The 26102-nt window shown below is 69.8% G+C and carries 32 protein-coding genes; 14 read left to right on the top strand and 18 right to left on the bottom strand.

The window, feature by feature from the left end:
* Entirely contained in the window at positions 1-1194 is a 1194-nt protein-coding gene (coaBC, locus tag Q0M60_RS00470) for a bifunctional phosphopantothenoylcysteine decarboxylase/phosphopantothenate--cysteine ligase CoaBC (RefSeq protein ID WP_296814522.1), read from the top strand.
* Here the strand turns inward: coaBC and Q0M60_RS00465 are convergent.
* From Q0M60_RS00465 to Q0M60_RS00455, 3 genes are all read right to left on the bottom strand, one after another.
* Entirely contained in the window at positions 1181-1870 is a 690-nt protein-coding gene (locus Q0M60_RS00465; RefSeq protein ID WP_296814520.1) for a hypothetical protein, read from the bottom strand. The two genes, coaBC and Q0M60_RS00465, sit on opposite strands and share 14 nt — an antisense overlap.
* A gap of 6 nt (positions 1871-1876) precedes the next feature.
* The gene (locus tag Q0M60_RS00460) at positions 1877-2407 is read right to left on the bottom strand and encodes a DUF1465 family protein (protein WP_296814517.1); all 531 of its coding nucleotides are present in this window, start codon (positions 2405-2407) and stop codon (positions 1877-1879) included.
* Positions 2408-2492: 85 nt separating this feature from the next.
* On the bottom strand, positions 2493-2705 hold the full coding sequence (locus Q0M60_RS00455) for a DUF1192 domain-containing protein (protein WP_296814514.1): 213 nt from the start codon (positions 2703-2705) through the stop codon (positions 2493-2495).
* 76 nt (positions 2706-2781) lie between these two features.
* Here Q0M60_RS00455 and Q0M60_RS00450 point away from each other — a divergent pair, with 76 nt between their 5' ends.
* Positions 2782-3765 (top strand): NAD(P)H-quinone oxidoreductase, encoded by a 984-nt coding sequence (locus tag Q0M60_RS00450; protein ID WP_296814512.1) that lies wholly within the window; start codon positions 2782-2784, stop codon positions 3763-3765.
* Here the strand turns inward: Q0M60_RS00450 and Q0M60_RS00445 are convergent.
* Positions 3762-4109 carry a DUF1428 family protein gene (locus Q0M60_RS00445; RefSeq protein WP_296814510.1) on the bottom strand — a complete coding sequence of 116 codons (348 nt, stop codon included), beginning with the start codon at positions 4107-4109 and terminating at the stop codon, positions 3762-3764. The genes Q0M60_RS00450 and Q0M60_RS00445 overlap by 4 nt on opposite strands.
* Positions 4110-4288: 179 nt before the next feature.
* Between Q0M60_RS00445 and Q0M60_RS00440 the strand changes: the two genes are divergently transcribed.
* Positions 4289-4972, top strand: coding sequence for a cell cycle transcriptional regulator TrcR (locus Q0M60_RS00440; protein ID WP_296814507.1), 684 nt, complete (start codon positions 4289-4291; stop codon positions 4970-4972).
* Positions 4973-4994: 22 nt separating this feature from the next.
* Here the strand turns inward: Q0M60_RS00440 and Q0M60_RS00435 are convergent, their stop codons facing one another.
* Positions 4995-5165, bottom strand: coding sequence for a DUF465 domain-containing protein (locus Q0M60_RS00435; RefSeq protein WP_296814505.1), 171 nt, complete (start codon positions 5163-5165; stop codon positions 4995-4997).
* Between the two features lie 95 nt (positions 5166-5260).
* Between Q0M60_RS00435 and Q0M60_RS00430 the strand changes: the two genes are divergently transcribed.
* The 3 genes from Q0M60_RS00430 to Q0M60_RS00420 are packed head-to-tail and all read left to right on the top strand — an operon-like array spanning position 5261 to position 6588.
* Positions 5261-5863: a UbiX family flavin prenyltransferase gene (locus Q0M60_RS00430; protein WP_296814502.1), complete on the top strand. Its 603-nt coding sequence runs from the start codon at positions 5261-5263 to the stop codon at positions 5861-5863.
* Positions 5860-6330, top strand: a complete 471-nt coding sequence (locus tag Q0M60_RS00425) for a TIGR02444 family protein (protein ID WP_296814500.1) — start codon at positions 5860-5862, stop codon at positions 6328-6330. The genes Q0M60_RS00430 and Q0M60_RS00425 overlap by 4 nt, the downstream gene beginning before the upstream one ends.
* 36 nt (positions 6331-6366) lie before the next feature.
* Positions 6367-6588, top strand: a complete 222-nt coding sequence (locus Q0M60_RS00420) for a DUF465 domain-containing protein (protein WP_296814497.1) — start codon at positions 6367-6369, stop codon at positions 6586-6588.
* Between the two features lie 6 nt (positions 6589-6594).
* On the opposite strand, the gene Q0M60_RS00415 is transcribed toward Q0M60_RS00420, so the two are convergent.
* The 4 genes from Q0M60_RS00415 to thiE all read right to left on the bottom strand — a co-directional run bounded on the left by Q0M60_RS00415 (position 6595) and on the right by thiE (position 10459).
* Complete coding sequence (locus tag Q0M60_RS00415; protein ID WP_296814495.1) at positions 6595-7386, bottom strand: inositol monophosphatase family protein; 792 nt, start codon at positions 7384-7386, stop codon at positions 6595-6597.
* Between the two features lie 6 nt (positions 7387-7392).
* Positions 7393-7959 carry an elongation factor P gene (efp, locus tag Q0M60_RS00410; protein ID WP_296814494.1) on the bottom strand — a complete coding sequence of 189 codons (567 nt, stop codon included), beginning with the start codon at positions 7957-7959 and terminating at the stop codon, positions 7393-7395.
* Between the two features lie 104 nt (positions 7960-8063).
* Positions 8064-9749, bottom strand: a complete 1686-nt coding sequence (locus tag Q0M60_RS00405) for a sensor histidine kinase (protein WP_296814491.1) — start codon at positions 9747-9749, stop codon at positions 8064-8066.
* 62 nt (positions 9750-9811) lie between these two features.
* Positions 9812-10459, bottom strand: coding sequence for a thiamine phosphate synthase (gene thiE / locus Q0M60_RS00400; protein ID WP_296814488.1), 648 nt, complete (start codon positions 10457-10459; stop codon positions 9812-9814).
* A 93-nt stretch (positions 10460-10552) separates the two neighbouring features.
* Here thiE and Q0M60_RS00395 point away from each other — a divergent pair, with 93 nt between their 5' ends.
* The gene (locus Q0M60_RS00395) at positions 10553-11779 is read left to right on the top strand and encodes a CaiB/BaiF CoA-transferase family protein (RefSeq protein WP_296814485.1); all 1227 of its coding nucleotides are present in this window, start codon (positions 10553-10555) and stop codon (positions 11777-11779) included.
* Here the strand turns inward: Q0M60_RS00395 and Q0M60_RS00390 are convergent.
* On the bottom strand, positions 11776-12021 hold the full coding sequence (locus Q0M60_RS00390; protein ID WP_296814482.1) for a hypothetical protein: 246 nt from the start codon (positions 12019-12021) through the stop codon (positions 11776-11778). The two genes, Q0M60_RS00395 and Q0M60_RS00390, sit on opposite strands and share 4 nt — an antisense overlap.
* Before the next feature lie 80 nt (positions 12022-12101).
* Here Q0M60_RS00390 and Q0M60_RS00385 point away from each other — a divergent pair, with 80 nt between their 5' ends.
* The 3 genes from Q0M60_RS00385 to Q0M60_RS00375 all read left to right on the top strand — a co-directional run bounded on the left by Q0M60_RS00385 (position 12102) and on the right by Q0M60_RS00375 (position 14818).
* Complete coding sequence (locus Q0M60_RS00385; RefSeq protein ID WP_296814479.1) at positions 12102-13094, top strand: WYL domain-containing protein; 993 nt, start codon at positions 12102-12104, stop codon at positions 13092-13094.
* Between the two features lie 238 nt (positions 13095-13332).
* Positions 13333-14013 (top strand): M23 family metallopeptidase, encoded by a 681-nt coding sequence (locus Q0M60_RS00380; RefSeq protein ID WP_296814476.1) that lies wholly within the window; start codon positions 13333-13335, stop codon positions 14011-14013.
* 196 nt (positions 14014-14209) lie between these two features.
* On the top strand, positions 14210-14818 hold the full coding sequence (locus tag Q0M60_RS00375) for a M23 family metallopeptidase (protein ID WP_296814473.1): 609 nt from the start codon (positions 14210-14212) through the stop codon (positions 14816-14818).
* Here Q0M60_RS00375 and Q0M60_RS00370 read toward each other — a convergent pair.
* The 4 genes from Q0M60_RS00370 to Q0M60_RS00355 all read right to left on the bottom strand — a co-directional run bounded on the left by Q0M60_RS00370 (position 14815) and on the right by Q0M60_RS00355 (position 18072).
* The gene (locus tag Q0M60_RS00370; RefSeq protein ID WP_296814471.1) at positions 14815-15372 is read right to left on the bottom strand and encodes a MarR family winged helix-turn-helix transcriptional regulator; all 558 of its coding nucleotides are present in this window, start codon (positions 15370-15372) and stop codon (positions 14815-14817) included. The genes Q0M60_RS00375 and Q0M60_RS00370 overlap by 4 nt on opposite strands.
* 89 nt (positions 15373-15461) lie before the next feature.
* Positions 15462-16133: a septation protein IspZ gene (locus Q0M60_RS00365; RefSeq protein ID WP_296814469.1), complete on the bottom strand. Its 672-nt coding sequence runs from the start codon at positions 16131-16133 to the stop codon at positions 15462-15464.
* Positions 16130-17074, bottom strand: a complete 945-nt coding sequence (gene ftsY, locus Q0M60_RS00360; protein ID WP_296814467.1) for a signal recognition particle-docking protein FtsY — start codon at positions 17072-17074, stop codon at positions 16130-16132. The genes Q0M60_RS00365 and ftsY overlap by 4 nt, the downstream gene beginning before the upstream one ends.
* A gap of 2 nt (positions 17075-17076) precedes the next feature.
* Positions 17077-18072, bottom strand: a complete 996-nt coding sequence (locus tag Q0M60_RS00355) for an adenosine kinase (protein ID WP_296814463.1) — start codon at positions 18070-18072, stop codon at positions 17077-17079.
* A 78-nt stretch (positions 18073-18150) separates the two neighbouring features.
* On the opposite strand from Q0M60_RS00355, the gene Q0M60_RS00350 reads away from it, so the two are divergent.
* A complete protein-coding gene (locus Q0M60_RS00350) occupies positions 18151-19005 on the top strand; it encodes a transporter (protein WP_296814460.1) in 855 nt (284 codons plus the stop codon).
* A gap of 226 nt (positions 19006-19231) precedes the next feature.
* Here the strand turns inward: Q0M60_RS00350 and hisS are convergent, their stop codons facing one another.
* The 4 genes from hisS to Q0M60_RS00330 all read right to left on the bottom strand — a co-directional run bounded on the left by hisS (position 19232) and on the right by Q0M60_RS00330 (position 23497).
* Complete coding sequence (gene hisS / locus Q0M60_RS00345) at positions 19232-20692, bottom strand: histidine--tRNA ligase (protein ID WP_296814458.1); 1461 nt, start codon at positions 20690-20692, stop codon at positions 19232-19234.
* Positions 20693-20728: 36 nt separating this feature from the next.
* The gene (locus tag Q0M60_RS00340; protein WP_296814456.1) at positions 20729-21988 is read right to left on the bottom strand and encodes a DUF418 domain-containing protein; all 1260 of its coding nucleotides are present in this window, start codon (positions 21986-21988) and stop codon (positions 20729-20731) included.
* 70 nt (positions 21989-22058) lie between these two features.
* Positions 22059-22622 (bottom strand): phthalate transporter, encoded by a 564-nt coding sequence (locus Q0M60_RS00335; RefSeq protein ID WP_296814453.1) that lies wholly within the window; start codon positions 22620-22622, stop codon positions 22059-22061.
* Positions 22619-23497 (bottom strand): 3-hydroxybutyryl-CoA dehydrogenase, encoded by an 879-nt coding sequence (locus tag Q0M60_RS00330; protein WP_296814450.1) that lies wholly within the window; start codon positions 23495-23497, stop codon positions 22619-22621. The genes Q0M60_RS00335 and Q0M60_RS00330 overlap by 4 nt, the downstream gene beginning before the upstream one ends.
* 142 nt (positions 23498-23639) lie before the next feature.
* Between Q0M60_RS00330 and Q0M60_RS00325 the strand changes: the two genes are divergently transcribed.
* From Q0M60_RS00325 to Q0M60_RS00315, 3 genes are all read left to right on the top strand, one after another.
* Positions 23640-24392 (top strand): DUF969 domain-containing protein, encoded by a 753-nt coding sequence (locus Q0M60_RS00325; RefSeq protein ID WP_296814447.1) that lies wholly within the window; start codon positions 23640-23642, stop codon positions 24390-24392.
* Entirely contained in the window at positions 24389-25336 is a 948-nt protein-coding gene (locus Q0M60_RS00320) for a DUF979 domain-containing protein (RefSeq protein WP_296814445.1), read from the top strand. Before Q0M60_RS00325 ends, Q0M60_RS00320 begins: the two co-directional genes overlap by 4 nt.
* Positions 25336-26102: DUF2891 domain-containing protein (locus Q0M60_RS00315; RefSeq protein ID WP_296814442.1), on the top strand; the 767-nt coding region annotated here is incomplete at its 3' end. The genes Q0M60_RS00320 and Q0M60_RS00315, both read left to right, overlap by 1 nt.

Below are 26102 nucleotides of genomic sequence, written 5' to 3'. Positions count from 1 at the left end.
ATGGCGCGCGTCCTCCTCATCGTCGGCGGGGGCGTGGCGGCCTACAAGTCGCTGGAGCTGGTGCGCCTGCTTCGCAAGGACGGCGTGGAGGTCCGCGCCATCCTCACCCGGGGCGGGGCCCAGTTCGTGACGCCGCTCTCGCTGGCCGCGCTGACCGAAAACCCGGTCCACGACGATCTCTTCTCGCTGACGGCCGAGACCGAGATGGGCCACATCGCCCTGTCGCGCTGGGCCGACCTGATCGTGGTGGCCCCGGCCACCGCCGACCTGATGGCCAAGGCCGCCTCGGGGCTCGCAGACGACCTGGCCTCGACCACCCTGCTGGCCACCGACACGCCGGTGCTGATGGCGCCGGCCATGAACGTGCGGATGTGGGACCACGCGGCCACCCGCCGCAACCGAGACCAGCTGGCCGCCGACGGCGTGGCCTTCGTCGGGCCGGACGAGGGCGAGATGGCCTGCGGCGAATACGGCCCGGGCCGTTTGGCCGAGCCGCCGGTGATCCTGGACGCCATCCGCGCCCGCTTGAACGGCAAGGGTTCGAACGGAGCGCTCGCGGGCGTCAGGGCTCTGGTCACGGCCGGGCCGACGGTCGAGCCTCTGGATCCCGTGCGCTTCCTGTCCAACCGCTCCAGCGGCAAGCAGGGCTACGCCATCGCCGAAAGCCTGGCCCGGCGGGGCGCGGAGGTGACCCTGGTCAGCGGCCCGACCTCGATCGCGCCGCCGCAAGGCGTGCGTCTGGTCCGCGTCGAGACCGCCGAGGAGATGCTCACCGCCTGCCAGGCCGCCCTTCCGGTGGACGTGGCCGTGATGACCGCCGCCGTCGCCGACTGGCGTCCCGCCGAGCCCTCGCCCGAGAAGCTCAAGGACAAGGCGGAGCGAACCTCGATCCCGCTCCAGGCCACGCCTGATATCCTGGCGGCGCTCGCCCGGTCGTCGCAGCGCCCGCGCCTGCTGATCGGCTTCGCCGCCGAGACCACCGGCCTGGAAGCCAACGCCCGCGACAAGCTGGCCCGCAAGGGTTGCGACTGGATCGTCGCCAACGACGTCGGCGGCACGGGCGTGATGGGCGGGGATCACAACACCGTCTCCATCCTGGACGCCGGCGGTCTCGAAGCCCTGCCCAAGATGTCCAAGGCCGAGGTGGCCGACCGCCTGGCCGAGCGGATCGCGAAGACGCTCAGGCCGGGGTGATCACGCGGATCGCGTGATCTGATCCCTTCGCCAGGACGAAATCGGCGCGAGCCCGGGTGGGCGCGACGTGATCGCGCAGGTTGGGACCATTGATCCGCGCCCAGATGTCGGCCGCCAGCGCGTTCGGGTCGCCGCCGACCGCGCGCAGGCGGTCGGCCAGGCGCGGGGCGTGCTGTCGGCCCAGGCCCAGGAAGCGCTCGGTGTACCAGGCCATCAGCTGCTCCTCGCCGGCCTCGACGTAGAGACCGAGGTCCAGCGGCTCCACGCGGGCGTCCAGCGCGACAAGCCCTTCGAGGATCAGCACGTCAGGCCGGTCGAACGTCCGGGTTCCATCCACGTCATAGGTCTCGTGGGAATAGGTCGGGACGCTCAGGCGCGGGTCACCCGCCCGCAAGGTTCGCATGAGAGCGGAAAGGGCCAGCCAGTCGTAGGTGTCCGGGAAACCCTTGCGGTCCATCAGACCCCGCTCGGCCAATTCGGCGTTGGGCAGCAGGAAGCCGTCGGTCCCCACAACCTCGACCGCCAGGCCCCGGGCGCGCAGCCCGCCGGCCAGCTCGCCAGCAATCCGGCTCTTGCCAGAGGCCACGCCGCCCGCGATCCCGACGACGAAGGCGCGATCCCGCTCGCGCGTCCGGCGCGTCTCGATCTCGGCGACGATCTGGTCGGTCCAGTCCACGGCGCCTCAGGCGCCGAAGGCGGCCTTCAGCCGGTCGAGCTGGTTCTGCACCGGATTGGTCGGCTCCTCTTTCGGAGCCTCCAGGAACATGCGGCGGTCCAGATAGATGACCCGCTCCATCAGCTTCTCGGTCCGGACCATCAGCTCGATGAGGTACATCGGCAGGTCCGGGTGGGTCGGCTCGCCCGAAGGCGGCCTCAGCGACAGGCGATAGCGGGGATCGCAGGCCGCGACCGGCTCCATGTCGCCCTCGCGCACCGCACGCTGGACCAGCAGCCACGACGCGATCTGCATCAGGCGCGTGGTCAGGCCCATGCTTTCGGAGGCGTAGGCGAGCGCGGCGGCGCGCGACAGCAGCTTGGCCTCCCGCCGGCCCTCGCCGTCCAGGTAGGCCGCCGTTTCTTCAACCAGCTCCATGCCTTCGGAGAAGGTGCGGGCGAACAGCTCGGACCGCGCGAAGTCGCGCACCTGGCCCGCGCGGGCCTCGGATACGCCGGTGATCGAAATCGGAGCGCCGGACGCTGCGAACTGGGACATGGGGGCTCCGTCTGTCACGCGCGCCGGATAAGCAGGCGCAACCAAGCGACTGCAACGCCCATGCCACGCTCTTGGGACGTTTCCGTCAAGCCCCGTCGCCGAGACGGAAAAAGGCGTCGGCCGCGGACTTCTTCTGGCGCTTGGCGTGGACGGCCGCTTCAGTGCGGACGATCTCGCCTCGAAGGGCCTCGGCGCGGGCTTCCAGGTCCTCGACCGAATAGTTGTCGAGGTCCTCGCGCAGCAGGTCCCGAAGGGTCTGATCCTGGCCGCGGCGCGGTTCGAGGTCTTCGATCGTCATGGCGCTCTCCCAATCCGGTCCCCGAACCGGCTATGGAACCCTCGCACGCCAGCAAAGGCAAGCCCGGAGCCGCCCGATGAGCCATTCCACCATGCGCGCCGTGATCGTCGAAGCCGGCGGCGGTGATGCGGATAGCCTCAGGTTGGGCGAGGCCCCCCGCCCCACGCCCGGGCCGGGTGAAATCCTGATCCGTGTGCGCGCGGCGGGCGTGAACCGGCCTGACATCCTGCAGAGGCGCGGTCTCTATCCGCCGCCGCCCGGCGCTTCGGAGATCCTGGGGCTGGAGGTGGCCGGCGAGGTCGCTGACGTCGGGGAGGGCGCCTCGCGCTGGTCGGTGGGCGACCGGGTCTGCGCCCTGCTGCCCGGCGGAGGTTATGCGGAATACGCCGTCGTGGACGCCCGCCACGCCCTGCCTGTGCCGGAACGGCTCGACTTTCGCCAGGCGGCGGCCCTGCCCGAGACGGTCTTCACCGTGTGGGCGAATGTGTTCGAGATCGGGGCGCTCAAGCCGGGCGAGACCCTGGCGGTCCACGGCGCGACCTCCGGGATCGGGGTGACGGCGATCCAGATGGCCAGGGCTCAGGGAGCCCGTGTCGTCGCCACCTCGAGGGGCGCGGCCAAGGCGGAGCAGGCGCTGGAGCTCGGCGCGGACATCGCCCTGGACGCCACCGGCCCGGATTTCGCCGCGCGCCTCGCCGACGCGGCGCCGGACGTCATCCTCGATATGGTCGGGGCCGACTACCTCGCCGCCAATGTCGCCGCCCTGAGGTTTGGGGGGCGGCTGGTGATCATCGCCTATCAGTCGGGCCCGCGCGCCGAGCTCGACCTGGCGCGGGTCATGCGCAACCGCCTGACCATCACCGGCTCGACCCTGCGCAACCGGCCCGCCGACGAGAAGGCCCGCCTGGCCGCCGCCATCGAGGCGACGGTCTGGCCCTGGATCGCCGATGGCCGCTTCTCACCGGTCATCGAGGCCGCCCTGCCGCTCTCCGACGCCGCCGAGGCGCACCGCCGGCTCGAGGCCGGCGGCCACCTCGGCAAGATCGTGCTCGAGCCCTAGGCTTGGACGAAGGCCTTGAAGCCGCCCCAGATCATGCGCTTGCCGTCGAAGGGCATGTCCTCGGGGTTCATCTTCATGTCCTCCATGACCTTGGCCATGACCTCGTCGCGGTGGGCGCGGTCGCGGTAGGTGGCGAAGGAGAAGATCACCACCTCGTCGTCCTTGGCCTGCACGGCGCGCGGGAACGAGGTGAGCTCGCCATAGGGCACGTCATCGGCCAGGGCTTCGACGTAGGAGAGCGCTCCGTGCTTCATCCAGCAGTCGCGGCCCTGCTCGGCCATCTTCTTGTAGTCGTCCAGCCGGTCTTTCGGCACGGCGAGCACATAACCATCAACGTACGACATGGGGCGTCTCCCTGGGCTGCTGTCGGGGAATACGGATCGGCCGGGCGGCATCCTACATCCTCGTTCCCTTTTTCGCGGAACGGTCCTATAGGTTTTTCAATCGCGCCCGGCCGAAAGGCCGGGCGCCGCCGTTTCCAGGACCTGGCAAGGGTTCGACCGCCTTTCGAGAGCGCCGACGCATGACCGATATCCTCTATCCCAAGGCCACCGCGGTCTGGATGGTCGACAACACCTCCCTGACCTTCGAGCAGATCGCCGACTTCTGCGGGCTGCACCCGCTGGAAGTGAAGCGGATCGCCGACGACATCGCCCACGACATCCGCGGCGCCGACCCGATCGGCAACGGCCAGTTGACGCGCGAGGAGCTCGACAAGGCCCAGGCCGATCCGAACTACCGCATGCAGGCCCAGGTCAGCCGCCACGCCGAGCTGCTCAAGACCAACAAGAAGGCCCCCAAGTACACGCCCGTGTCGCGCCGCCAGGACCGTCCGGACGCCATCGCCTGGTTCGTCAAGCATCACCCCGAGGTGACCGACGCCCAGATCGCCAAGCTGCTGGGCACGACCAAGGCCACCATCGAGAGCGTGCGCGGTCGCACCCATTGGAACACCGCCAACATCAAGCCGGTCGACCCGGTGACGCTGGGCCTCGTGGGCCAGCTGGAGCTGGACGCGGTGGTCAAGAAGGCGGCCGACAAGCGCGCCAAGGAACTGGCCAAGGCCGGCGGCGCGACCCTTCAGCCTGCCGGCGAGGCGGAGCCCCAGGTCGAGACCCACGAGCCGGAGGTCGCCGACGAGGAAGACGACGGCCGTCGCCGCGCCGAGCCGACCGTCGAGGGCGTGTTCGGCCGGTCCGAGGACTAGGCCGGAATGTCCGCCCGGGCCGTCAGGCCTGGGCGGACAGCTGGTGAAGCTCTTCCTTCAGGCGGAGCTTGCGACGCTTCATCTCCCTGAGCTTCAGGGGGTCCGCGGAGGGTCGGTGCAGCTCCTGCTGGATGGCCTCGTCGAGGCTGCGGTGCCGGTTGCCGAGTTCGCGGATGCGAGCGTCTATCGCCATGGCGGGTAGCTCCTTCGTTGAATGGACGGTCGACTCCACACCCGTCAGGGACCAGTGTGGAATCACAAACGCGAGAGCATCTCGTGAGGAGTGCGATGAGCGCTGAGCCGCATCCCCGTCGGATCGTCGTCGGCCTGTCCGGCGCCTCGGGCGCGATCTACGGCCTGCGCGCCCTGGAAGCGCTTTCCGAACTGGGGGTTGAGACCCACCTCGTCGCCAGCCGCGCCGCCGCCCTGACGCTCACGCAGGAGACCGGCCTGACGCTGACGGACCTGTCGGCCCGCGCCAGCGTGACGCACCGGGCTGCCGACGTCGGCGCGACCATCGCTTCGGGCTCGTTTCGCACCATGGGCATGCTGATCGCGCCCTGCTCCGTGCGCACCATGAGCGAGATCGCCACCGGCGTGACCTCCAGCCTGCTGACCCGCGCCGCCGATGTGATGCTCAAGGAGCGTCGGCCGCTGGTGCTGATGGTGCGCGAGACGCCGCTGCACCTGGGCCACCTGCGGACCATGACGGCGCTGGCCGAAATGGGCGCGGTGATCGCACCGCCGCTGCCGGCATTCTACGCCGGACCCCATACCGTGGACGACATCGTCGACCAGTCTGTCGGCCGCGCGCTCGACGTCTTCGGGCTGGACTGGGAGAGGACCCGCCGCTGGCGCGGCCTGGCGCTGGCCGGAGGCGACGAGGCGTGAGCCTGTGGGAATGGGCCGTCGCCGCCTACGCCCGGCCGGGCGTGGATGAGGCCTGCCTGTCGCTGCAGGATGACGACGGCCAGTCCGTGCCGCTGCTGCTGTGGGCGGCCTGGCGCGGCCCTGTCGATCCCGACGACGTCGAAGCCGCCGTCGACGCCGCGCGCAGCTGGCATGGCGCCGCCATCGATCCGCTCAGGGCCGTGTGCCGCCTGCTCAAGAAGCCGATCTCAGACATGGAGGACGCCCGACGCCTGGCCCTGCGCGATCAGGTCAAGGCAGTGGAGCTCGCCGCCGAGCGGGGCCTGCTGGAAGCCCTGGAGCAGATCGCGGGACCGCCGCCGGCGACCGGCTTTGATCCGCTGCCCTCCATGGTCGCCGCGGCCCGGCTCTGGTCGGACCGGACGCCCCGCCAGGGGCTGATAACCCTGGCCGGACGGCTATCGGACACGCCCGCCTCGGGTGTATGATTCGCGCCTGCTGATCCCTTGCGCCGACTGGCTTCGATGAACGACGACGAGCCGACCGAAACTGCCGACGACATCCTCCGGAAAAAGGTCGCTGTCCTACGTCAGGAGCATCAGGACATCGACGCGTCGATAGCCGCGCTGGAAGCCACCGTGCTGCCCGATCAGCTGCTGATCGCCCGGCTCAAGCGCAAGAAGCTGGCCCTGAAGGACGAGATCCTTCGGCTCGAGGCGCACATCCTGCCCGACATCATCGCCTGAGGGCGATCAGGCGGCCAGAAGGTGCTTGCGCAGCTGGGGCTGGATTTCCGGGGCGCCGACGCAGACTGACTTGCCGGCGCGCGGATCATGGTCCTCGTCGAGGCCGGAGACGACGCCGCCCGCCTCGGTGATCAGGAGCAGCCCCGCCGCCACGTCCCAGGGCTGGAGATTCCGCTCCCAGAAGGCGTCGTAGCGGCCCGCCGCCGTCCAGGCGAGGTCGAGCGCGGCCGAGCCCAGCCGGCGGATGCCCGCCACGCGCTGGCCGATGGCGTGAACTTCCTTGATGGTCTGGCCGTGACCCGGCCGCCCGATGAAGGGCAGGCCCGTCCCGATCAGGCAGTCGGCCAGGTCACGCCGGCCGGACACCCGGATGCGCTGGTCGTTGAGATAGGCGCCCTTGCCCTTCTCGGCCCAGAATAGCTCGTTGGTGATCGGATTGAAGGTGACGCCCGCCTGGATCTCGCCCTCGCGCTCCAGCGCCACGGTGATGGCGAAGTGCGGCATGGCGTGGATGAAGTTGGTCGTGCCGTCGATCGGGTCGACGATGAAGGTGTGGCTCTTGTCCGTGCCCTCGACCATGCCCCGTTCCTCGCCGAGGAAGCCGTAGCCGGGACGGGCCTTCATTAGGGCCTCGAACAGGGCCTGTTCAGCGCGCAGGTCCGCGGCCGACACGAAGTCGCCGGGCCCCTTGCGGGACACCTGCAGCGCCTGGACCTCGCCGAAGTCGCGCGCCATCGGCCGGGCGGCCTTGCGCACGGCGTCCATCATGACCTGGACGACGGGAGAGCCGAGCGCCATCGGACGTCAGTCCGCGCGGCGGACGTATTCGCCCGTTTCGGTGTCCACGACGATCTTCTCGCCGGCCGACATGTACGGCGGGATCATGATGCGCAGCCCGTTCGAGGCGATGGCCGGCTTGTAGGAGGACGAGGCGGTCTGGCCCTTCACGGTCGGCTCGGTCTCGGCGACCTCAAGCACCACCTGCTCGGGCAGGCTGAGGCCGATCGGGCGGCCCTCGTGGCTCTCGATCACCACCTTCATGCCGTCCTGGAGGTAGGGGATGCGGTCTTCGCCGACCCAGTCCTTCTGCAGCTCGATCTGCTCGTAGGAGGCGTCGTCCATGAACACCAGCGTGTCGCCGCCGTCATAGAGGTAGCTGTAGTCCTTCTGCTCCAGGGTCACGCGCTCGACGCGGTCGTCGGAGCGGAAGCGTTCATTCAGCTTGGAGCCGGTCTCGAGGTTCTTGGCCTCGACCACGGCGAAGGCGCCCCCCTTGCCGGGTTTGACGTGGCTGGTCTTGGTCACGACCCACAGGCCGCCCTCGTGCTGGAGCACCATGCCGGGTTTGATGGCGTTGCCGTTGATCTTCATGTTGGGTGCGCGCGCGTTCGGATTGAGCGGGAAATGCGGGCGCGTTCCCTACAGGGGCGAGGGGCGAAGGGCAAGGCGCGGCGATGCGCCGGGATATCGCGGGTTCAGGCGGCCTGAAGTTCGACCCAGAAGGCGGCGCCCTCGCCCGGACGGCTCACGACCCCGATGCGGCCCTGCTGCAGCTCGACTAGACGCTTGGCCAGGGCCAGGCCGATGCCGTGGCCCTCGACGGTCGAGCGCTCCATGCCGAGGCGATTGAAGGGCTCGAACAGCTCGGCTTGCTTCTCCTCCGACAGGCCAGGCCCGCGGTCCACCACGGTCAACCGCACCTGGCCGTGGCCGATCGAGGCCGCCTGGAAGACCACAAGGCCCCCGGAACCCCCGTACTTGATCGCGTTCACGGCGAGATTGGTCATCACCTGCGACAGGCGCTGAGAGTCGGCCAGGGCCAGCAGGCGTTCGGCCGGGCGGTCGATTTCCAGCCGGACCGATTTCGCCTCGGGCATGAGGGCCGCGGCCCGCTTGACGTCCTCCAGCAGGGCGCCGACGTCGACGGGCCGCATGTCGACCGACACCGCGCCGGCTTCCGCTCTGGAGACGTCCAGAAGGTCATGGGCCAGGGATTCGATCTGGCGTGCGGTCTTGATGAGCATCTCGCTCATTTCGGCCTGTGTCTGGGACACGGGCCCCAACTGGCCGCTGCGCCACAGTTCGGCGATGCCGATGACGCCGCCGATGGGACTCTTGATCTCGTGGCTTACGTTGGCGAGCAGGCGGGACTTGCCCTCCGACGCGCGTTCGGCGCGCGCCTGACCCTGCCGCGCCAGCTCGGCCAGGCCGTCTCGTTCTTCGAGGATAACGGCGACCAGCAGCGCGGGCAGCGCGCCCATGATCATGTAAAGCTGGGCGATCCGCACCTCTTCCCCTGCGGTGGCCTCGGGGAACATGGCGTGCAGCGGCCCCTGGCCCAGCATGGCCGAGCCGATGCTGATGAGGGACAGCATCACCAGTGCGACGCCCGTCAGCGGCGCCCGCAGGCGAACCGCCGTCAGTATGAGAGCCGGCACGATAACGAAAGTGACCGGAAGCGTGCTCTGCGAGAAGACGGCCAGGCCGGTCGCGCCGGTCAGTCCGAGCAGGAACACCGCTTCAGCCACTTTCCGAGGCGACCGCAGCATGAGCAGGTGCCTGCGGCGGAAGGCGAGGCCCGTCGGGGCGATGACCGCCATGCCGAGCGCATGGCCGAACCACCATGTCTCGAACATCGCGCGGAAGTCGTCTCCGCGGACCACGGACAGCGCGCCGGCGGCGAACAGGCCGCTGACGGCTGCGGGCACGATGGCTCCGAACAGCATGAAGCGCGCGAAGCCGTCGACGGTGCGGAAATAGGTGTCTGAACAGAAGCGCCGGATCAGCAGCACCGCGAGCGTCACCTCGATCATGTTCGCCGTGGTGAACATCATGGAGGTCGGCAGGTCGTTGCCGACCAGCAGGTTCGCCACGCCGTAGGCGACCGCCAGCACGCCGGCGAAGATCAGATCGAAGTTCGCGATCTTGGGACCGCGCAGCCAGGCGACCACCGCCACCCCTGCCGCCGCCCAGAGGCAGGCGACGAGGCCCGCGGATCGCGAGGTGGTGATGGCCACGACCGCCAGCAGGCACACCAGAGCCGCCGCCGCGATCGGGCCGGCCATGGCCAGCGCTTCCTCGCGCCGCTTGGCGCGCGCATGTGTGGCCGAGATCGCGCGGAGCGGCCGGTCGGCGTGCAGGGGAAGCGGAGTCGAGGTCATCGGGAGCGCGCGAATGGGGACGATCGTCGTCTCCCGCTACCAGAAGAACGCTAACGCCCTCTTTAGGCTCGGCGCCGGTCGAGCCCCTGGGAGATGGCTGCGTTCAACCGCCGGACCGCCTCTCCCGGACCCTGTGGCCAGTCCCAGACGCCCGAGCCGACGCAGAGGAAATCGGCGCCGGCGGCGGCCAGGTCCTGGGCGTTGTCGGGGGTGATTCCGCCGATGGCGACGCACGGTGTGGTCATGGTCTCCTGCCAGATCGAAAGGATTTCCGGGTCGGCCCTCGTCAGCGCCTGTTTGGTCGGGCTGTCGAAGAAGGCGCCGAAGGCGACGTAGTCGGCCCCGGCCTCGGCCGCCTCCATGGCCAGGTGGCGGCTGTCGTGACAGGTCACGCCGACAATCCGGTTGGACCCGACCGTCCGGCGCGCCTCGGCGTAGCTTGCGTCGCCCTGGCCGACGTGAACCCCGTCCAGCGCCAGCGGCGCGACCAGGTCTGGTCTGTCGTTCAGGATCACCGCCACGCCCCGCGCCTGGGCGATCGGGGCCAGCCGCTCGGCGACGCGGCGAATTTCGGCGTCCTCGGCCGGCTTCAGCCGGATCTGCAGGCAGGCCACGTCCCCGGCCTCCAGCGCCTCCTCCAGCCGGGCTGCGAAACCGTCGAGGTCCGGGATGGCGGGCGGGGTCAGCAGATAGAGGCGGCAGTCGCTCATGGCCCGCACATGCGCGTCCCGGCCCGAGGGGTCAATGCGATCGCGGGATCGGGCGGCTTTCGGCCCGGCGCGACGCACGCTACAGCGCAGGTCATGCAGACCCGTGGCCCCCTCTCAGGCGTCGTCGTGCTGGACCTGTCGCGGGTGCTGGCCGGGCCGTGGGCGACGCAGGTGCTGGCGGACCTGGGGGCCGAGGTCATCAAGGTCGAGCGGCCCGGCGCGGGCGATGACACGCGCGGCTGGGGCCCGCCCTTCACCCGGACGCAGGACGGCGGGCGCGGCGACGCGGCCTATTTCATGTGCGCCAACCGCAACAAGCGGTCCCTGACCGTCGACATGGCCAAGCCGGAGGGGGCGAACCTGCTGCGGCGCCTGGCCGAGCGGGCCGATGTGGTGGTCGAGAACTTCAAGACCGGCGGCCTGAAGAAGTACGGCCTGGACTACGCCAGCCTGGCCGCGATCAATCCGCGGCTGGTCTACTGCTCGATCACAGGCTTCGGCCAGACCGGGCCGCTGAAGGACCGGGCCGGCTACGACTACATGATCCAGGCGATGGGCGGGTTGATGTCTGTCACCGGCCAGCCCGACGGCGCGCCGGGGGCCGAGCCGATGAAGGTGGGGGTTGCGGTCGCGGACCTGTTCACCGGCCTCTATGCGTCGAACGCGATCCTCGCGGCCCTGCTGCACGCGCGGGCGACGGGGCAGGGGCAGCACGTCGATCTGGCCCTGTTCGAGGTCCAGGCGGCCATGCTGGCCAACCAGGCGACCAACTACTTCGTTTCAGGCAAGGCGCCCGGCCGCATGGGCAACGCGCACCCGAATCTCGCGCCCTACCAGCCCTTCGCCACGGCGGACGGGGCGGTGGTGGTGGCGGTCGGCAATGACGGCCAGTTCCGCAGCCTGTGCGTTGCTCTCGGGGCGCCTGAGCTGGCGGCCGATGCGCGCTTCACGACCAACGCCCTGCGGGTCGAGAACCGGTCCGAGCTGGTCGGGGCGCTGGCGCCGCTGTTCGCGCCCAGAACAACCGATGAGTGGATCGCGGCGCTCGAGGAGGCCGGCGTGCCATGCGGGCCGATCAACACCATCGACCGGGTGTTCGAGGAGGCGCAAGGACAGGCCCGGGGCCTTGTCGTCAGCCAGGACCGCGCCGATCTCTCCGATCCCGTTCGCACCGTGGCCAGCCCCATCCGCCTGTCCGAGACGCCGGTGGCCTACGACCGCGCGCCGCCGGCGCTGGGCCAGGACACCGAGGAGGTCCTGGCCGGGCTCGGCCTGTCGGCGGCGGAGATCGCCGGCCTCAAGGCTTCCGGCGTGGTCTAGGCCGCCAGGGCCTGGGGCTGGTGGTCCCAGCCGGTGCGGGCCTCGTGCCACAGGTCGTCCTCATCGGTGTAGGCGCTGAGCGAGGCGCGGGGCAGGACATCGACGATCTGCTCTTCCGACGGATCCCACAGCACGCACAGGTCGTGGTCCGGCGCGGCGCAGGGCACGAGCACCAGGCCGTCCAGTCGGCGCACCGGGGCCGGGGCGCGGCGGGTCAGGGAGCGGAGCAGCGAGCGGGCCATGACGTTCTCCTTGGCGGTCTGTGAGAACAGATGTAGACCTGCTATCCGCCAATATCGGACGTATCTAGTGGGGGGACGGCATGCGGCACGACAAGGCGGCGGTGGTGCTGGAGCTGGCGCGCAGGCTGGCGGCCAGCGCCGAGGGCCTGACGCTCGATGAAATGGCGCGCGACATGGAGGTCGGCCGGCGCACCGCCGAGCGGCTGCGCGACGCGGTGCTCATGCTGTTTCCTCAAGCCGAGGAGGTGTCCGACCCGCCGACCAAGCGCTGGCGCATCCGCGGCGGCCTGTCCGCCTTCGAGCAGGCGCCGACCACGACCGAACTGCTGGAGCTGACGAAGGCCGCCGAGGCCCTACGCCGACAGGGGGAGGGGGTGCGCGCCGCGGCGCTCGAGAGCCTCGAGCTGAAGGTGCGCGCGGCCATGCGCTCGACCTCGCTGAACCGCATGGCGCCGGACCTCGAGGCGCTGGTGCGGGCCGAGACCATTGCGGTCCAGGCCGGCCCGCGGCCCTATGAGGACGAGGCCACGCTCGCGGCCATTCGCCAGGCGATCATGGCCGGAACCGCCATCGCCTTCACCTACATGCGCGGCTCCACGCCCGGCCGACGGCGCGAGATGGCGCCCTGCGGTCTGATGTTCGGACGGGCCAATTATCTGGTGGCGACCGAGATCGGGTCGGACAGCCCACGCACCTTCAGGCTCGACGGAATCGAACAGATCGAGGTGCTGGATCGCCTGGCCTCGCCGCCGGAAGGATTCGATCTGGCGGCCTTCGCCAACCGCTCTTTCGGCGTCTATCAGGACGAGGTGCAGGACGTGGTCCTGACCATCAGTCCGGCCAAGGCGGATGAGGCGCGCGCCTGGCGCTTCCACCCGACCCAAACGATCACGGAGAACTCCGACGGCTCGGTGACTGTCCGATTCTCGGCCAGCGGGATGCGCGAACTGGCATGGCACCTGTTCACCTGGGGCGAAAACGTCCGAATCGACGGCCCGGAAAAGCTGCGCGCGGCAATGGGCGAAGCGCTGGAGGAGGCGACGCGGGCCTTCGAATCGGGCGCCTCAGACTAGTTTTGTGTTACTTACGCACCAGTCGAGTGTCTCGACAGCAACATTGAGCACAGTCGAACCCGGCTCAATCCACAACTGCGACATCTGGTTCCCGGGGTGCGACATTCCGCCCGGTTATATGCCCGCCGCAGGCAAGCCATATGACGATCACGTTCGGGGTTTCCCAAACTGATCTTCGCGGTTCCACAGCGTTCCGCCCCACTCGACTGACCTTAAACAGCAGCCGGAGCGCGGGCTCTTGTCCTTCAGAACCACCACCGCCGACCAGAAGTTCCCCAAGGCCGCTTTCTGGGCCTCGCTGCTGGTCGGCGCCGTCGTCGCCATGACCGGCCCGGCTCGCGCCGCTGACGCGGACATCGACACCGAGACCTCCTCCATCGCCCAGCCCTTCGCCGCCGTCCGGATGATCGCCTTCTCGGCGCCGGTCGAGGGCTATTCCGTGAATTCGCGCTTCGGCCTGCGTCGCCTGTCGTACGAGCGCCGCGCCCGGATGCACGAGGGCCTGGACTTCGCCGCTCCGTCCGGCACACCGGTTCTGTCCGCCGCCGAAGGCGAGGTGCTGCGGACCGGGACCAGCCCCTCCTACGGCCGTTACGTCGAGGTTCGCCACGACAATGGCGTAACGTCCTTCTACGCCCACCTCAGCGCCATCGTGGTGGCCGAGGGCGACCGCCTCCAGGCCGGCGAGCGTCTCGGTTCGGTGGGCTCGACGGGCCGGTCGACGGGCCCGCACCTGCACTTCGAGATTCGCCGCGACGGCGAGCAGATCAATCCCGAGGACTTCCTCGGCCAGGCCTTCGCCGCTCTCAATGTCGCGCCGGGCGCGACGGACGGCGGCCATGCCCACGAAGGCTTCTTCGACGCCGCGCCGGTGGCCTATGCGCCCTTCCGCACCCTGATGCCGGCGGGCCATCCCTGATTTCGCCACCTTCTCGTGGTTGATAGAGAACATCGGTTCGGTTAACAGCGCCGGTCCCCGAGTTCGGGGGCAGCTGTAGCGTACCGCCTCCCACCGCAATCTGCGGCCAGACGATCCGCCGGCCCCCGGAGGGCCACGGGCCACGCCGGGTGCGTGGCCTTCCTGTTCAGTTCGCCAGCAAGAGGCCGACACCCGAATGGTTTCGACCGCAAAGCTCATTCTCTATCGGTTCGGGCAGGTTTCGACCCTGGCCGTCGTGGCCGCAATGGCCATGGCCGCCGCGCCCGAGGCCCTGACCGTGGCGCAGACCGAAGCCGAACCTGCCGTGACCGAGACCGTGCCCCCGCCGGTCGTGGCCGAGCCGGTCGCCTTTGTGCGCACCATCCGTTTCGAGCGGCCGGTGGCCAATCATCCGATCAACTCGAACTTCGGCATTCGGCGTCTGCAGGGCGAAGCCCACGCCCGCATGCACCAGGGCGTCGACATCGCCGCCCCGCAGGGGTCGCGCGTCCTCGCTTCGGCCGAAGGCACGGTCACGGCCTCGGGCTACGACACCGGCTATGGCAACTATGTCGAAATCCGCCACCCCAACGGCGTGCGCACCTTCTATGGTCACCTGAGCCGCATCGAGCAGGGCGTGGTCGCCGGCGCGCGCATCGGCGGCGGACAGCTGATCGGCCGGGTTGGCTCGACCGGCTATTCAACCGGCCCGCACCTGCACTTCGAAGTCCGCCGCCGTGGCGAACGCCTGAACCCCGCCCACTACCTGGGCCGTGAGTTCGTCCTGGACAGCGATCCGGCCTAGGCCGTGACTGGGGGCTCGGCGGGGTCGGCCGGGCCGCTCTTCTTTGACTTCCCCTTGCCTTTCTTGGTCTTGCCATCGCCGGGACCACGGGCGGACGGGGGCTCCTGAGCCGAGGCCTCACCCAGCCGGGCCAACAGCTTCAGGAAACCCTCGCGCTTGGGCTTGGGGAGCAGCGACAGGATTCGCTTGTCGGCAGCCTTAACGCGCGGCCGCATCGCTTCCAGCGCCTCGGCGCCCGCTGGCGTGACCCGAACGGTCTTGGCCCGGCCGTCGGTGGCGGAGCGCTCGCGCTCAAGCAGTCCCTTGGCGATCATGCGGGCGGTCAGTTCAGCGAGCGTCGAGCGGTCGATGCCGGTTGCGGTCACCAGATCGGTCTGGGAAGGCGCCTCAAGCTCGGCGGCCGCGGCCAGCAAGGCGAACTGCCTCTGGGTCAGTGCGCTCGCGCCCGTCTCCTCGACGAAGACGCCCAACGCCGCCTGCAGCGCGCGGTGCAGAAGGTGGCTGGGTGAGTCCGCCAGCGCACCACTTGCCTTGCGTTTTCCCGACTTGGCCATGCCCCACTCCCAAGCGTGACTGCTCCGCGTACGGCTCTTCGCACGCGGAAGGCTCAGCACCACGACAAGCGTGCGTCAGGTCTGTGACGCTAGGGCGCGGTGTCCGGCTGCGTCGGGGCCATGGGGTCGGACGGCTCGTCGTTCTTGACCATGTTGCGCAGGATCAGCGGAATGTTCGACATGCCGAACACGGACGAGGCGATCCACAGCACTCCCCGGAAACTGACCCAGACATCGGCCGGATCGACGTTCGGACGGCCTAGCTGGGCGGCCGCCCAGGCCACCAGGGCCTCGCTGCGAACCAGTTCGTTGACGATGGCCACGCCCGCGAAGAACAGGCCGTAGCGGATCGTCAGGATCGTCCAGGCGCGGTCATTGATCGGGATCACGGTGCCGAGCAGGGCCTTGAGCGGCTGCTTCTTCATCCAGACGCCGCCGAGGAGCGCGATGGCTAGGCCGGTGTTCAGGGCGGTGACCTTGATCTTCACCCAGACGTCGTCGTGGGTCAGGACCGTCAGGAGGCCGAAGACCAGGGCGAAGCCGCCCACGATGAGCGGCAGGAGCGCCAGCCGCTTCTCGACGATCAGCCCGACCGCCACCCCGATGGCCGAGCCCGCGACCAGCACCCAGGTGGCGTTGATCAGGGCCTCGTCGCCCTCAATGCCGCGCGCGATGCGCAGGAAGGCGAAGGTCAGGGCGAAGGCCAGCAGGCCCCCGAAATCGACCAACTGGCGCAGGCTGGAGTGGGACTTGGCGCTCATTGGGGCTCCTCGGTCAGGCCGACCAGCGAGCGGGCGAAGGCGCGCGCGTCGAAGGGCTGGAGATCATCGATCCCCTCGCCCACGCCGATCAGCTTGATCGGGGCGTCCGAGGCCTGGGCCACCGGCACCAGCACCCCGCCGCGAGCGGTTCCATCCAGCTTGGTCATCACCAGGCCAGATACGTAGGCGGTGCGCCCGAAGATTTGCTCCTGGGCGAGCGCATTGCGCCCGACCGTGGCGTCCAGCACCAGAAGCGTCTCGTGCGGGGCGTCCGGATCGATCTTCTTGAGGACGCGGACGACCTTCAGCAGCTCGTCCATGAGCGCCTGCTTGTTCTGCAGCCGCCCTGCGGTGTCGATCAGCACGACGTCGAAGCCTTCGGCCTTCGCCTTGGTGAAGGCGTCGAAGGCCAGGCCAGCGGCGTCCGCGCCCTGGCGGCGCGCCTCGAAGTGGGCGCCGGCGCGTTCGGCCCAGATCTTCAGCTGCTCGACGGCGGCGGCGCGGAAGGTGTCGCCGGCCACGACCATGACCTTGGCGCCCTCTCGGGTCAGCTTGGCGGCGATCTTGCCGAGCGTGGTGGTCTTGCCCGAGCCGTTCACGCCCACGAACAGCACGACATAGGGGCGCGGGCCCGACAGGGGATCGAATGTGTCCTGGCGCGGCAGCAGCTCGGCGGCGACCGCCTCGGCCAGCGCGGTGCGCACCTCGGTCTCGTCCGAGGCCTTGCCGAAGCGGAGCTCGCCGAAGCGGGCCGCGATGCGAGCGGCGGCCGCCGGACCGAGGTCGGCCTCGATCAGCTCCTCCTCAAGGGCGTCCAGCTGGGCGGCGGTCAGGGGCTCGCGCGTGGCGAAGGCCTGCACCACCTGCTCGCTCATCTGTTTCGAGGAGCGCGACAGCCCCTCGGTCAGGCGCGAGAACCAGCCGCCCTTCTTCTCGGCCATGGTCAGATCAGGCCCTCGGATTCGGCCAGACCCTTCAGCGACGCCAGCGGCCGCGGGCCCCAGTGGGCGATGACCTCGGCCGCCGCCAGCGAGCCGAGCCTGCCGCAGGTCTCCAGCGGCAGGCCGCGCGCCAGGCCGAGCAGGAAGCCGGCCGCGTACTGGTCGCCGGCGCCTGTGGTGTCGACGACCTTGTCGACCGGATAGGCCTTGACCTCGACCCGCTCGTCGTCGCGGACGATGACCGAGCCCTTCTCGCTACGGGTGACGGCGGCCACCTCGACGATGGGGCGCAGCCGGGCCAGAGCCGTCTCGAAATCGGTTTCCTGGAACAGGCTGAGCAGCTCGGCCTCGTTGGCCAGCACGATGTCCACCGAGCTCTCGATGAAGGGCAGGAGCTCCTCGCGCCAGCGGTCGACCACGAAGGTGTCGGACAGGGTCACGGCCACCCGGCGGCCGGCGGCGTGGGCCACCTCGGCGGCGCGCACGAAGGCGGCGCGGGCGTCGGCCGGGTCGAACAGATAGCCTTCGAGATAGAGAATCTCCGAGTTGCGCACGAGCTCAGCGTCGATGTCGTCGGGCGTCAGCTGGTTGGCGGCCCCGAGGAAGGTCGACATGGTCCGCTGGCCGTCGGGCGTGACGTTGATCAGCGAGCGGCCCGTCGCCGGACCCGAGGACAGGTAGGGCGTGTCGAAGGCCGCGCCGATGGCCTGCATGTCGTGGCGGAAGACCTGGCCGAGCTGGTCCTCGGCGACCTTGCCGATATAGGCCGCGCGTCCCCCGAAGGAGGCCGCGCCCGCGATGGTGTTGCCGGCCGAGCCGCCCGAGGCCTCAACGCCCGCGGCCATGGCGCCGTAAAGGCTGACCGCCCGAGCCTCGTCGATCAGCATCATCGAGCCCTTCACCAGGCCCTCGCGCTCGAGAAAGGCGTCGTCGCAGGGCGCGAGGACATCGACGATGGCGTTGCCGACGGCGCAGAGGTCGTGGGTGGTTTCGGTCATGGCCCGCGATTAGCCTTTTGACGCCCGGCTCGCCAGTGCGGGCTTCAAATACGGCCGGAGCCGCGCCAGAAGGCGGGCATGCCCAAACTCTGCATCCTGACCCCCGACCCCGACGACGAGTCCTTCCAGGGCCGCTGGCGCGAGGTCTTTGGCCGCATGGCCGATCCCCTGTCCGGCGCAGGCGCCGAGCTGGAGGGACGGGCCTGGACCGATCCCGGTGACCTTTCGGGGTTCGACCTCGTGTTGCCGCTGATGACCTGGGGCTATCACCGCGACCACGCGCGCTGGCTTGAGGCGACGCACGCCTGGGAGGCGGCGGGCCTGCCGGTCATGAACCCGCCGTCGGTGCTGCGCTGGAACTCGGATAAGAGCTATCTGCAGAGGCTCGGCGAGGCCGGCGCCCCCGCGGTCCCGACGCTGCATGTGGACGGGGTCGATGCGGTCGCGCTCGACCAGGCGCGCGCCCGCTTCGGCGTCGGGAGCCTGGTGGTCAAGCCGGCGGTATCGGCCAGCGCCTACCGCACGCTCAGGCTGGGGCCCGGTGATCCGCTCGACGGCGCGCCCGACGGCGCAGCCATGGTCCAGCCCTACCTGCCCGCCATCGAGACCGACGGCGAGACTTCGCTGATCTTCCTCGGCGGCCGCTTCAGCCACGCCATCCGCAAGGTGGCCAAGCCGGGGGACTTCCGGGTTCAGCCGGAATGGGGCGGGCTGATCTCCGCCGTCGAGCCCAGCGCGGCCGAACACGACGCGGCCGCGGCCATCCTGAAAGCTGTCGAGGAGCCGCTTCTCTACGCCCGGATAGACTTGGTGCCGGGCCTCGACGGCCGGCCCCTTATGATGGAGGCCGAACTGATCGAGCCGGACCTCTACCTCGGCTACGACGAGGGCGCGCCGCGGCGGTTCGCCCAAGCGGTTCTGGGCGGGATCTAGGGGGTCGGACAAAAGAGAAGCCCGCCGCGGGGGATAAATCGCGACGGGCTCTGCTCTTCATCAGGAGCGGGCGTTTCCTCCCCGAAACGCCGGAAACAGGCGGTGAAGCCCGTCTCGCTGGCCAGAGGAAAACGCCCGTTCCCCCTTCCTGTCAACGGGAGAAACGCCGCCAGCAGCTGAGAAACCCACCTTATCGGCGTTCAGTTACCCCTTGCGGGAAAGGGCCTCAGCCTTTGCCGTTGACGATGTCGCGGACGGCCTGGACCATCCCGGAACGCGGCACGGTGAACTGGCCGGGCCGTTCGCTCCGCCAGGTCTCCACATCCGCGCCGGCGGCTAGTTTCCGGCCGAGATCGAGGTCCTTGATGGTGACCGTTCCGGCCGCCAATTCGTCGCCGCCGATGAGGATCGCGGCCGGGCTCAAGCGGCGGTCGGCGTATTTCATCTGCGCCTTGAGACCTGACCGGCCGAGGTAGACCTCGGCGGCGATCCCTGCGCCCCGAAGCTCGGAGGCCACGGCGAAATAGTCGGCCATGGCGGAATCCTCGAAGGCGATGATCACCACAGGGCCGCGCGGGCCGGCCTCGGCTTCGCGCATCGACTGCAGCGCATAGGCCAGCCGGCTGACCCCGAAGGAGAAGCCCGTCGCCGGCGCTCGCTCTCCGGTGAAGCGGGCCACCAAGTCGTCATAGCGGCCGCCGCCGCCCACCGAGCCCAGCTTCAGCGACTCGACCGGCCCCTTGAGCACCAGTTCGGCCTCAAACACCGCGCCGGTGTAATATTCCAATCCGCGCACCACGGACGGATCGAAGGTCGCCTGGTCGTCGCCCACGCCCAGCCCCTTGAGCGCCGCATCGATCCGCGACAGCTCCTCCAGCCCTGCGTCGCCTTCGGCCGAGCCGCCCACGACGTCGGAGAGAGCGTTCAAGGTCGCCGAACGCCCCTCGGCACCGGCGCCCAGGAAGGCGAGCACTGGCTCGATCTGGTCGCCCGCCAGCTCCGCGCCCTTGGTGAAGGCGCCGGACTCGTCCAGCCGGCCCTTGCCCAGAAGGTCACGCACGCCGGCGTCGCCCAGCCGGTCGAGCTTGTCGATGGCGCGCAGCACCGCCAGCGTCTGACCGCCCGGCGCCACGCCCAGCCGGTCGAGCAGGCCGTTGAGCAGCTTCCGCGTATTGATCTTGAGCACCGCGCCGCCCTCGGGCACGCCGGCCGCTGACAGGCCCTCGACCGCCATGGCGACGATCTCGGCGTCAGCCTCGGGCCGGTCCGAGCCGACGGTGTCGGCGTCGCACTGGATGAACTCGCGGAAGCGGCCCGGACCGGGCTTTTCGTTTCGCCACACCGGTCCGAAGGCGTAGCGGCGATAAGGCTTGGCCAAGGTCTGCCAGTGCTCGGCCGCAAAGCGGGCAAGCGGCGCGGTCAGGTCGTAGCGCAGGGCCAGCCACTGTTCGTCGTCGTCCTGGAAGGCGAAGACGCCCTCGTTCGGCCGGTCCGCGTCGGGCAGGAATTTGCCGAGCGCGTCGGCGTGCTCGATGGCCGGCGTGTCGAGCGGCTCGAAGCCCCAGCGCTCATAGATCTCGGACACTGCCGAGACGATGCGGCGCTCGGCGATGAGGTCGCGCCCGCGGCGGTCGGTCAGGCCCCGCGCCTTGCGGGCCTCGGGGCGGAAGCTGTCATTGTCGGCCATGACGGCGCGCTTACCGCGCCGTCACCGCCCACGCAATCAGGCGGTCCGAGTGATCGGCACCCAGCGCCGGTAGGTGAGGCAGCGCCACAGCCACTCCAGCGGGCCCATGGAGAACTTCGCCAGCCACAGGGGCGACCAGATCAGCTGGACCAGCCAGACCGCGCCGATGATGGTCCACATCTCGGGCCAGCCGTATTCGCCGTACCAGCCCAGGCCCCGACCACCGTAGAACAGGGTGGTCATGATCAGGGTCTGGGTCAGATAGTTGGTGAAGGCCATCCGGCCGGCGCTGGCCAGCGGGTGCAGCAGCAGCCGGGCGCCGAACCTCCCCAGCAGGATCAGGATCGCGGCGTAGCCGAGCGAAGCGAACGGGGCGAGGAAGCTGTTCACCGGCTTGACCATCATGTCGAGGAACTGGAAGCCGCCGGCGACGATCGACTCGCTTTCGCCCCAGATCAGCCAGAGGGCTCCCGCGCCGAGCGCGATGAAGAGCAGATAGACCCAGGTCGGGGACCGCCCGGCGAAATAGCCGGCCTTGAACAGGCCCATGCCGATGAGCATCAGAGCCGCCGTGGCCGGCATGAAGAAGATCACCATCATCGGCGCGACCGACAGCCAGGTCTGGAAGGCCGCCTGGGTGGTCTCCAGCGCCCCGCCCTGGAAGCGTTCGTACAGGGCCTGGACCGCGCTCGGATCCGACAGCCAGCCCGAGCCCTGCTTGGCCTGGGCGAGGGCCTCGGCCGGAGCGAACTGCAGCGACATCATCATGGCGACGTAGAGCGCCGAACAGACCAGGTTGAGGACAACGCCGACGATCAGGAGCCGGCGCGCGCTCCACGACCGGGCCAGCATCACGAACAGGCCGGTCCAGGCGTAGAGCAGCAGGATGTCGCCGAACCAGAAGGCGGCGCCGTGCACGGCGCCGAAGATGGCCAGCCAGAACAGGCGGCTGCGCAGCAGGCGGCCCCTCGGCTTGTCCGAGCGCTCGCCGCCGATGAGGAAGATCGAGGCCCCGAACAGCATCGAGAACAGGGTCCGCATCTTGTCTTCGAAGAAGACGTGCATCACCTGCCACGCCATCACCGCGTCGCCTTCGAAACCGCCCGGCTGAAGGGTCGTGTTGGACACCACCTGATAGGGATGGGCGAAGGTCATGGCGTTGACCGCCAGGATTCCCAGAACCGCGAACCCACGGACCACGTCCAGGCTGAACAGCCGGTCGGCGCCCCGCACGGGGGCGAGCGGCGTGGCCGGGCCCGCGATCGGGACTTCGGGCGTGGTGGTGGTGCTGGTCATCGTCGCCTCCCCTGACGGTCCGAAAGCCGACACTTCAACGGGACGGGGCCGAGCGCAACCCCCTGTCGTATCAGGCGGCGGACTCGTCCTCGGGCAGGCCCAGAATGTGACTCGGCGCGCGCAGGGGAGGAGGCGTCGGCACGAAGGCGATCATCGCCGCCATCAGCCCGGCCCAGGCCGCATAGGCCGCTCCGACTGCGGCCGTCAGGGGCAACAGGCCGACGCCATAGATCAGAAAGGTGGTTTCGGCGACGCCCACCCCCTGGGCCAGGCCCGAAGCGCGGCTCCAGCCGTACGCGAGCAGGACCAGGGTGGCGGCCAGTTGCAGCACCACCGCCAGGATCGCGCCATAGGCGGTGAAGCGCCAGATCACACCCAGCCGCGACGAGGGGCGGCCCGTGGTCTCCCGCTCCCGCCGGATGAGCTCCAGGGCGACCGGGGAGGCGAGGGCGGCTCCGATCAGGCTGGCGAAGCGCCAGTCCATGTCCAGCCCGATCCACCAGCCCTGGGGCGGAAACAGGACCAGCGTAAGCAGGAGCGGCGGCCAGGCCAGCCCGGCCAGCCAGGACACCGGCGCCCACAGATAGGGGCTCTCCCGCCAGCGAACCGGCGCCGATCCCGGGATGGCGTTCATCGCGTCGGCTCGGGCGTCGGGCCCGAATAGTCGTAGAAGCCGCGCCCGGTCTTGCGGCCCAGCCAGCCGGCCTCAACGTATTTAACCAGCAGCGGGCAGGGCCGGTACTTGGTGTCCGCCAGGCCGTCATGCAGCACGTTCATGATCGCCAGCACCGTATCCAGCCCCATGAAGTCGCCGAGCTCGAGCGGCCCCATCGGGTGGTTGGCGCCGAGCCGCAGCGAGGTGTCGATCGAGCGCACCGAGCCCACCCCTTCGTACAGGGCGTAGATGGCCTCGTTGATCATCGGCACCAAAATGCGGTTCACGATGAAGGCTGGATAGTCCTCGGCGTCGGTGGTGGTCTTGCCCAGCGATTCCGCGAAGGCCTTGACCGTCTCGTAGGTGGCCGGGGCCGTGGCGATGCCGCGGATGATCTCGACCAGCTTCATGACCGGCGCGGGGTTCATGAAGTGCAGGCCGATGAACCGGTCGGGCCGGTCGGTCGAGGCGGCCAGGCGAGTGATCGAGATCGAGGAGGTGTTGGTCGCAAGCAGGGTCGTGGGCGACAGGTGAGGCGTCAGAGCCTGGAAGATCGCCTTCTTGGTCTCCTCGTGCTCGGTCGCGGCCTCGATCACCAGGTCGGCGGCCGCGGCGTCGGCCATCTGCGCGGTCAGGCTGATGCGGCCGAGCGCGGCCTTGGCCTCGGCCTCGGTCACCGCGCCCTTGGCGACCTGCCGCTCGAGGTTCTTGCCGATCTCGGCCCGCGCGGCTTCCAGCCGGTCGGCGGCCAGGTCGTGCAGCCGCACCTCGCGGCCTCCGAGCGCGCACACGTGCGCGATTCCCGATCCCATCTGGCCGGCGCCGATGACGCCCACGGTGTTGATGTCGCCCATGCTCTCTCGCTTGCGGGGTCGGGAAATGCTCGGGAGCCGCCCCATGACTGAGGCGCGGCAATCTGGCGAAGCCGGGCGCCGCTGGCAAGCATCGGCGGGCGGGACTAGGGTCGGGCCGGGGAACGGGAGAGGGGTCGCGCCGATGTGGGTGCTTCTGGGGGTGCTGGTTCTGGTGGTCGGCTTCGTCGTCCGCCTGAACCCGCTGATCGTGATCGTGCTGGCGGCGCTGGTCACCGGCGCCGCGGCGGCCGTGGCGCCCGGGGTCGGGGTTGGGGAACTGGCCCAGGCGGCGGTCGACACCTTGGCCGCCTTCGGCAAGGCCTTCAACGACTACCGCTACATCAGCGTGATCTGGATCGTCCTGCCGCTGATCGGCCTGCTGGAACGGCACGGGCTGCAGGAGCGGGCCAAGATCCTGGTCTCCAAGGTCCGCGGCGCCACGACGGGCCGCATCCTGCTCGCCTATTTCATGCTGCGTCAGATCTCGGCGGCCCTGGGCCAGACCAAGCTCGGCGGCCACCCCCAGATGGTCCGGCCCCTGATCGCGCCCATGGCCGAGGCGGCTGCCGAGACCCGGGATCCCGACCTCTCCGACGAGACGCGCTACCGCGTGCGCAGCCATGCGGCGGCGGCGGACAACATCGCCCTGTTCTTCGGCGAGGACATCTTCATCGCCATCTCCTCGATCCTTCTGATCAAGGGCTTCCTGGAGGCCAACGGCATCTACCTGGAGCCCCTGCAGCTGGCGGTCTGGGCCATCCCCACCGCGATCGTGGCCCTGCTGATCCACGGGACCCGCCTGCTGCTGCTCGATCGCGCCCTCGGCCGCGAGGCGGCGCAGCACGCCGGAGAGCGCCATGCCCGCGAAGCGGCGGCCGAGGAGGCCGGCCGATGATCACCCTGACCCACGTCTATGTGCTGGCCGGGCTGATGTTCGCGGCCTTCGCCGTTCTGACCGTGCTGGACCGGGCCCATCCCCGGCGGTTCGGCACGGCCGCCTTCTGGGCCCTGCTCGCGGTCAGCTTTCTGTTCGGGTCGTGGCTGTCGGACCTGATGAACGGGGTCCTGGTCCTGCTGCTGGCGCTGCTCGCCGGCTTCCGCCTGCTCGGCCAGTCGAGCCCGCCGACCACGTCCGCGCAGGAGCGACTGGAGAGCGCCGAGCGGCGCGGCGACGCCCTGTTCCTGCCGGCCCTGATCATTCCCGCCGTCGCCCTGATCGGCGTGCTTGTGCTGGAGAAGACGCCCCTGTTTGGCGAGGAGCAGCCGACGATCATTGCGCTGGCGCTCGGCGTGGTCATCGCCCTGATCGCCGCCATGGCGTGGCTCAGGCCGCGTCCGATCACACCCCTGCAGGAAGGCCGCAGATTGATGGACGCTGTCGGCTGGGCCGGCATCCTGCCCCAGACCCTGGCGGCGCTGGGGGCGGTCTTCGCCTTGGCGGGACTGGGCGACCAGGTCGGCGCCCTTCTGACCACCTATCTGCCGCTCGACCTCCGACTCATGGCCGTGATCGCCTATTGCGTCGGCATGGCCGCCTTCACCTTCGTCATGGGCAATGCGTTCGCGGCCTTTCCGGTGATGACGGCGGCGGTGGGCCTGCCCATCGTCATCCTGCAGTTCGGGGGCAACCCCGCCGTGGTCTGCGCCATCGGCATGCTGGCCGGCTTCTGCGGGACCCTGACCACGCCCATGGCGGCCAACTTCAACGTCGTGCCTGCGGCCCTGCTGGACCTGCCCGACCGGGACAAGCCGTTCAACGGCGTGATCCGGGCCCAGCTGCCGACCGCCGGGATGATCCTCATCGCCAACATCTGCCTGATGTATTTCCTGGCCTTCTGATGCGCACGGAACTCGACCTCTCGCTCGCCTCCCGCTTCGCTTCCACCGCGCTGGGCCACGTCGGGCGGGAGTATCCGCACAAGCTGGATCACGTCCTGGCGGGCCCCCACGACGTGCTCGGTCCCCGCGCGCTGCATCCGATCTTCTACGGCAGCTTCGACTGGCACTCCTGCGTGCACGGCTGGTGGACCCTGGCGACCCTGCTTCGGCTTTTCCCGCAGATGCCGGAGGCCGAGCGCATCGAACGCGCCGCCGAGGTCCTGTTCAGCGACGCCAATGTCGAGGCCGAGCGCGCCTATCTCGACCGCCCCGAGAGCCGCGGCTTCGAGCGGCCCTACGGCTGGGCCTGGCTCTTGATGCTGCAGGCCGAACTGAGCCGGCACGAGACCCACGCCGGGCGGCGCTGGTCGCGCGCGCTGGAGCCCCTGTCCGAAGCCTTCGCCGACCGCTTCCTGGCGTACCTGCCGCTGGCCGCCTATCCGGTCCGGACCGGGACCCACTTCAACTCCGCCTTCGCGCTCCGCCTGACCCTCGACTACGCCGAGGCCCTGGAGGACCGCCGCCTGGCCGAGATGTGCCGCGAGCGCGCCCTAGGCTGGCACGGGCGAGACCGCGACTGCCCGGCCTGGGAGCCCGACCAGGACGCCTTCCTGTCGCCGGCGCTGAAGGAGGCCGAGCTGATGCGCCGGGTGCTGGCGCCCCACGACTTCCGCGCCTGGTTCGAGGCCTTCCTGCCGCGGCTGAAGCGGGGCGAGCCCGCCGTGTT

The organism is Brevundimonas sp., assembly GCF_024711105.1.
Classification (GTDB): domain Bacteria; phylum Pseudomonadota; class Alphaproteobacteria; order Caulobacterales; family Caulobacteraceae; genus Brevundimonas.
The sequence above is the reverse complement of the archived record's forward strand: the minus strand, read 5'-3'. Positions and strand labels throughout refer to the sequence as shown.

Coding starts and splice junctions, on each gene's coding strand:
- coaBC (WP_296814522.1), top strand. CDS start 1: ATGGCGCGCGTCCTCCTCATCGTCGGCGGGGGCGTGGCGGCCTACAAG.
- Q0M60_RS00460 (WP_296814517.1), bottom strand. CDS start 2,407: ATGTCCCAGTTCGCAGCGTCCGGCGCTCCGATTTCGATCACCGGCGTA.
- Q0M60_RS00455 (WP_296814514.1), bottom strand. CDS start 2,705: ATGACGATCGAAGACCTCGAACCGCGCCGCGGCCAGGATCAGACCCTT.
- Q0M60_RS00450 (WP_296814512.1), top strand. CDS start 2,782: ATGAGCCATTCCACCATGCGCGCCGTGATCGTCGAAGCCGGCGGCGGT.
- Q0M60_RS00445 (WP_296814510.1), bottom strand. CDS start 4,109: ATGTCGTACGTTGATGGTTATGTGCTCGCCGTGCCGAAAGACCGGCTG.
- Q0M60_RS00440 (WP_296814507.1), top strand. CDS start 4,289: ATGACCGATATCCTCTATCCCAAGGCCACCGCGGTCTGGATGGTCGAC.
- Q0M60_RS00435 (WP_296814505.1), bottom strand. CDS start 5,165: ATGGCGATAGACGCTCGCATCCGCGAACTCGGCAACCGGCACCGCAGC.
- Q0M60_RS00430 (WP_296814502.1), top strand. CDS start 5,261: ATGAGCGCTGAGCCGCATCCCCGTCGGATCGTCGTCGGCCTGTCCGGC.
- Q0M60_RS00420 (WP_296814497.1), top strand. CDS start 6,367: ATGAACGACGACGAGCCGACCGAAACTGCCGACGACATCCTCCGGAAA.
- Q0M60_RS00415 (WP_296814495.1), bottom strand. CDS start 7,386: ATGGCGCTCGGCTCTCCCGTCGTCCAGGTCATGATGGACGCCGTGCGC.
- efp (WP_296814494.1), bottom strand. CDS start 7,959: ATGAAGATCAACGGCAACGCCATCAAACCCGGCATGGTGCTCCAGCAC.
- Q0M60_RS00405 (WP_296814491.1), bottom strand. CDS start 9,749: ATGACCTCGACTCCGCTTCCCCTGCACGCCGACCGGCCGCTCCGCGCG.
- thiE (WP_296814488.1), bottom strand. CDS start 10,459: ATGAGCGACTGCCGCCTCTATCTGCTGACCCCGCCCGCCATCCCGGAC.
- Q0M60_RS00395 (WP_296814485.1), top strand. CDS start 10,553: ATGCAGACCCGTGGCCCCCTCTCAGGCGTCGTCGTGCTGGACCTGTCG.
- Q0M60_RS00390 (WP_296814482.1), bottom strand. CDS start 12,021: ATGGCCCGCTCGCTGCTCCGCTCCCTGACCCGCCGCGCCCCGGCCCCG.
- Q0M60_RS00385 (WP_296814479.1), top strand. CDS start 12,102: ATGCGGCACGACAAGGCGGCGGTGGTGCTGGAGCTGGCGCGCAGGCTG.
- Q0M60_RS00375 (WP_296814473.1), top strand. CDS start 14,210: ATGGTTTCGACCGCAAAGCTCATTCTCTATCGGTTCGGGCAGGTTTCG.
- Q0M60_RS00370 (WP_296814471.1), bottom strand. CDS start 15,372: ATGGCCAAGTCGGGAAAACGCAAGGCAAGTGGTGCGCTGGCGGACTCA.
- Q0M60_RS00365 (WP_296814469.1), bottom strand. CDS start 16,133: ATGAGCGCCAAGTCCCACTCCAGCCTGCGCCAGTTGGTCGATTTCGGG.
- ftsY (WP_296814467.1), bottom strand. CDS start 17,074: ATGGCCGAGAAGAAGGGCGGCTGGTTCTCGCGCCTGACCGAGGGGCTG.
- Q0M60_RS00355 (WP_296814463.1), bottom strand. CDS start 18,072: ATGACCGAAACCACCCACGACCTCTGCGCCGTCGGCAACGCCATCGTC.
- Q0M60_RS00350 (WP_296814460.1), top strand. CDS start 18,151: ATGCCCAAACTCTGCATCCTGACCCCCGACCCCGACGACGAGTCCTTC.
- hisS (WP_296814458.1), bottom strand. CDS start 20,692: ATGGCCGACAATGACAGCTTCCGCCCCGAGGCCCGCAAGGCGCGGGGC.
- Q0M60_RS00340 (WP_296814456.1), bottom strand. CDS start 21,988: ATGACCAGCACCACCACCACGCCCGAAGTCCCGATCGCGGGCCCGGCC.
- Q0M60_RS00335 (WP_296814453.1), bottom strand. CDS start 22,622: ATGAACGCCATCCCGGGATCGGCGCCGGTTCGCTGGCGGGAGAGCCCC.
- Q0M60_RS00330 (WP_296814450.1), bottom strand. CDS start 23,497: ATGGGCGACATCAACACCGTGGGCGTCATCGGCGCCGGCCAGATGGGA.
- Q0M60_RS00325 (WP_296814447.1), top strand. CDS start 23,640: ATGTGGGTGCTTCTGGGGGTGCTGGTTCTGGTGGTCGGCTTCGTCGTC.
- Q0M60_RS00320 (WP_296814445.1), top strand. CDS start 24,389: ATGATCACCCTGACCCACGTCTATGTGCTGGCCGGGCTGATGTTCGCG.